5 protein-coding genes are annotated in these 4,181 nt (G+C 66.6%); 4 read left to right on the plus strand and 1 reads right to left on the minus strand.

The features are described from left to right. Nucleotides 1-160: 160 nt before the first annotated feature. The 4 genes from mtgA to ACREE8_RS14055 all read left to right on the plus strand — a co-directional run bounded on the left by mtgA (nucleotide 161) and on the right by ACREE8_RS14055 (nucleotide 3,379). Nucleotides 161-895, plus strand: a complete 735-nt coding sequence (gene mtgA, locus ACREE8_RS14040) for a monofunctional biosynthetic peptidoglycan transglycosylase (RefSeq protein WP_431573631.1) — start codon at nucleotides 161-163, stop codon at nucleotides 893-895. A 97-nt stretch (nucleotides 896-992) separates the two neighbouring features. Continuing rightward, nucleotides 993-1,946 carry a bifunctional helix-turn-helix transcriptional regulator/GNAT family N-acetyltransferase gene (locus tag ACREE8_RS14045; RefSeq protein ID WP_431573632.1) on the plus strand — a complete coding sequence of 318 codons (954 nt, stop codon included), beginning with the start codon at nucleotides 993-995 and terminating at the stop codon, nucleotides 1,944-1,946. A 47-nt stretch (nucleotides 1,947-1,993) separates the two neighbouring features. Then, nucleotides 1,994-2,944: a threonine/serine dehydratase gene (locus ACREE8_RS14050; RefSeq protein WP_431573633.1), complete on the plus strand. Its 951-nt coding sequence runs from the start codon at nucleotides 1,994-1,996 to the stop codon at nucleotides 2,942-2,944. A gap of 21 nt (nucleotides 2,945-2,965) precedes the next feature. Continuing rightward, nucleotides 2,966-3,379: a thioesterase family protein gene (locus ACREE8_RS14055; protein ID WP_431573634.1), complete on the plus strand. Its 414-nt coding sequence runs from the start codon at nucleotides 2,966-2,968 to the stop codon at nucleotides 3,377-3,379. A 13-nt stretch (nucleotides 3,380-3,392) separates the two neighbouring features. On the opposite strand, the gene ACREE8_RS14060 is transcribed toward ACREE8_RS14055, so the two are convergent. Then, nucleotides 3,393-4,181 (minus strand): UDP-glucuronic acid decarboxylase family protein (locus ACREE8_RS14060; RefSeq protein ID WP_431573635.1); only part of this gene is annotated, 789 nt, incomplete at its 5' end.

Here is a 4,181-nt window from a genome sequence, read left to right on the forward strand (position 1 = left end):
TGAGGGGTTTCGGGCTTGTCCATGTCCTCGGGCTGTGATTTCCGCGGGCGCGCCTTGCGTGTTGGCAGTCCTGCAAGGCCGCCGCTAGATTGCCGGGACAGCAGGGGAGGCCGGGCGCAGCTTGGGAGATGGGGAGCCTGAATCGCGAGGCGAAACGGTGATGCCGCCGGCCGATCCTCCGACGACCGCCAAATCGCGGCCGCGGTGGTCGCTGCCGGGCCGCCTTTGGCGCTGGGGCTTGCGCATCGGCGCGGGCTGCTTCGCGTTCTCGATCCTGCTGACTGTCATCTACCAGTCGCTGCCGCCGCCGATCACCATCCTCATGATCGAAGGCCTGATCGACGGGCACGGCCTCCACAAGGACTGGACCCCGATCGAGCGGATCTCGCCCGATCTCATCCGCAGCGTCATCGCCGCCGAGGATGCGCATTTCTGCGAGCATCACGGCTTCGACTGGACCTCGATCCAGGCCGCCTGGGACAAGATCGAGGCAGGGTCGAGCCGGCTGCGCGGCGGCTCGACCATCTCCAACCAGACCGCCAAGAACGTGTTTCTCTGGCCGAGCCGAACCTGGGTCCGCAAGGGCCTCGAGGCCTATTTCACCCTCCTGATCGAGTTCGTCTGGGGCAAGCAGCGGATCATGGAGGTCTATCTCAATGTCATCGAGTTCGGCCCCGGCATTTATGGCGCCGAGGCCGCCTCGCAGCGCTTCTTCAAGAAGAGCGCGGCCGAGCTGTCGCGCTATCAGGCGGCCCTCCTGGCCTCCGTGCTGCCCAACCCGGACGAATGGTCGGCCGCCAATCCGGGGGCCTATGTGAAGAAGCGCGCCAACACCATCATGACCCGGGCCCTCGACGCGCCCGACGCCGGCGCCGCGGTCTGCCCGGCCAAATGAACCGGCGACGAGCCCGCGTCCGGCGGTTACCAACTATATAGTTGACTGAGTCAACTATATGCCAAACCATGAGCCCTTCTCAGACGGGAGATCCCCCATGGTGCTGTCGGCCGATCTCGATCGCCGGGTCGAAGCGGTCCGCCGCTTCAACCGCTTCTACACCCGCAAGATCGGCGTGCTGGGCGAAGGGCTGCTGGACAGTCCCTACAGCCTGACCCAGGCCCGCGTTCTCTATGAGCTGGCGCATCGCGAGCGGCCGACGGCCTCCGATCTGGTCAAGGATCTGGGCCTCGATCCCGGCTATCTGAGCCGCATCCTGCGGGGCTTCGAGAAGCAGGGCCTCCTCGCCCGCGCCGCCTCGGCCGAGGATGCGCGCCAGCGCCACCTGACGCTGACCGCGCTGGGTCGCAAGACCTTCGCCGGCCTTGACCGCACCACGCGCCAGCAGATCACGGCGCTGCTCGAGCCCTTGTCGGAACCGCAGCAGAGCTGGCTCGAACGCGCGATGGATCAGATCGAAGGCGTGCTGGGCAAAGGTAGCGCCGCCGACGCGGCCGCTGCTCCGGTGGCGCCCGATTACATCCTGCGTCCGCATCGCCCGGGGGACATGGGCTGGGTGGTGCATCGTCACGCGGCGCTCTATGCGGCGGAATATGGCTGGGACGAAAGCTTCGAGGCCCTGGTCGCCGAGATCACGGCCGGTTTCATCAAGAACTTCCAGCCGGCGCGCGAGCGCTGCTGGATCGCCGAGCGCGACGGCCAGATCCTCGGCTCGATCTTCCTGGTGCAGGAATCCGCGAGCGTGGCCAAGCTCCGCTTGCTCCTGGTCGAGCCCGCGGCCCGCGGGCTGGGGCTGGGCCAGCGGCTGATCGACGAATGCCTCGCCTTCGCCCGCAGCTGCGGCTACGGCCAGGTCCGGCTCTGGACCAACAGTCACCTCTTCGCCGCCCGGCATCTCTACCAAAAGGCGGGATTCCGCCTGATCGAGTCCGAGTCCTATCACAGCTTCGGCCATGATCTTGTCAGCGAAACCTGGGCGCTGACGCTGTAAGCTTGCGCCTTTCCCGATCGATGACCCCAGTTTCCCGACGGATCCCGATGACCGATACGAATGTGACGATCGACCGTGAGACGATCGCGGCAACGGCAAAGCTGATCGCGCCCTACATCCGGCGCACGCCGATGATGAGCGTGGACAGCGCCGATTTCGGCCTCGACGCCGGCGCGCTGCAGCTCAAGCTCGAGCTGCTGCAGCATACCGGCTCGTTCAAGCCGCGCGGCGCCTTCGCCAGCCTGCTGTTGCGCGAGGTTCCGAAGGCGGGCGTGGTGGCGGCCTCGGGCGGCAATCACGGGGCGGCCGTCGCCTATGCGGCGATGAAGCGCAGGCTTCCCGCCAAGATCTTCGTGCCGCGCGTCGCCTCGCCCTCCAAGATCGAGCGCATCCGCTCTTATGGCGCCGATCTCGTCGTGGGCGGCGAACGCTATGCCGACGCGCTGGCCGAGAGCGAAGCCTGGGAGCTACGCACCGGCGCGATGCCGATCCATGCCTATGACCAGCGCGAGACCTTGCTGGGCCAGGGCAGCGTCGGCATGGAGATCGAGGAACAGGCGCCCGCGATCGACACGCTGCTGGTGGCGGTGGGCGGCGGCGGCCTCATCGGCGGCATCGCCGCCTGGTTCGCGGGCAAGGTCAAGATCGTCGGTGTCGAACCGGAAGCGGCACCCACGCTCTATCGCGCGCTCGAGGCGGGCGAGCCTGTCGACGCCGAAGCGGGTGGCATCGCGGCCGATTCGCTGGCGCCGCGCCGCGTCGGGCAGTTGATGTTTCCGATCGCGCGGCGCCATGTCGAGAAGGTGGTGCTGGTTTCCGACGAGGCGATCGTGCAGGCACAGACCGCGCTATGGCGCATCCTGCGGCTCGCGGCCGAGCCCGGCGGCGCCGCGGCCTTCGCGGCGCTGCTCTCGGGGCGCTACCGCCCGCAGCAGGCCGAGCGCGTCGCGGTGCTGGTCTGCGGCAGCAATCCCGCCAATCTCGATTTCACGAAATAGACTCTTCCGAGGAGCGCTTCCATGGCTCTGCCTCCGATCGGATTGCGCCATCGCGAAAGCGTCACGGTCGATGCGAGCCTGACGGTGCCGAAAGTGTCGCCCGCCTTCCCACATTTCCATGACATGCCGCCGGTCTTCGCCACCGCCTTCATGGTGGGCTTCGTCGAGGAAACCTGCGTGGCGGCGCTCGAACCCCATCTGGAGCCCGGCCAGCGCACGGTCGGCACCCGCGTCGATCTCAGCCATGAGGCGGCCACGCCGATCGGCATGACGGTCACTGTCGACATCGAGCTCGTCGAGGTCGATGGCAAGCGGCTACGTTTCAAGGTCGAGGCCCGCGACGACAAGGACGTGATCGGCCGCGGCCATCACGAGCGCTTCATCATCGACGAAGCGAAATTCATGGCCCGGCTGGAGACGAAGACGCGCTCCTGATGGAGCGCTTTTCCTAACGTTGAAAAACGTGGTTGGGAAGCCGCGCCAGGAGCCCGTCGAAATAGGCGATCGTCTTGGTCAGCCCTTCCTTCAGGGGAATCTTGGGCTGCCAGCCCAGCTTCTCTTGCGCCAGCGTAATGTCGGGCCGGCGCTGCTGCGGGTCGTCGGCCGGCAGCGGATGGAACACGAGCTTCGATTTGGAGCCGGTCTGCTCGATCACCATCTCGGCCAGCTGGCGGATGGTGAATTCGCCGGGATTGCCGAGATTGACCGGACCGGTCAGCGCGTCGGGCGCCGCCATCAGCCGGATGAAGCCCTCGACCAGATCGTCCACATAGCAGAAGGCGCGGGTCTGGCGGCCTTCGCCGAAGATCGTGATCGGCTCGCCGCGCAGCGCCTGCACCACGAAGTTCGAGACCACGCGGCCGTCATTGGGATGCATGCGCGGGCCATAGGTGTTGAAGATCCGGGCCACGCGGATGCGCAGATTGTGCTGGCGGTGATAATCGAAGAACAGCGTCTCGGCGCAGCGTTTGCCCTCGTCATAGCAGGCCCGGGGACCGATCGGGTTGACGCTGCCGCGATAGCTCTCGGGCTGCGGATGCACCTCGGGATCGCCATAGACCTCGCTGGTCGAGGCCTGGAACACTTTGGCGCGCAGGCGTTTGGCGAGGCCCAGCATGTTGATCGCACCGTGCACGCTGGTCTTCGTGGTCTGCACGGGATCGTGCTGGTAGTGGATCGGCGAGGCCGGACAGGCGAGGTTGTAAATCTCGTCGACCTCGACATAGAGCGGGAAGGT

It is taken from the genome of Hypericibacter sp., from assembly GCF_050729195.1.
Lineage (GTDB): Bacteria > Pseudomonadota > Alphaproteobacteria > Dongiales > Dongiaceae > Hypericibacter.

What these genes read in the sequence shown, in the direction of transcription:
- mtgA (WP_431573631.1), top strand. Translation starts at nt 161, where the DNA reads ATGCCGCCGGCCGATCCTCCGACGACCGCCAAATCGCGGCCGCGGTGG.
- ACREE8_RS14045 (WP_431573632.1), top strand. Translation starts at nt 993, where the DNA reads ATGGTGCTGTCGGCCGATCTCGATCGCCGGGTCGAAGCGGTCCGCCGC.
- ACREE8_RS14050 (WP_431573633.1), top strand. Translation starts at nt 1,994, where the DNA reads ATGACCGATACGAATGTGACGATCGACCGTGAGACGATCGCGGCAACG.
- ACREE8_RS14055 (WP_431573634.1), top strand. Translation starts at nt 2,966, where the DNA reads ATGGCTCTGCCTCCGATCGGATTGCGCCATCGCGAAAGCGTCACGGTC.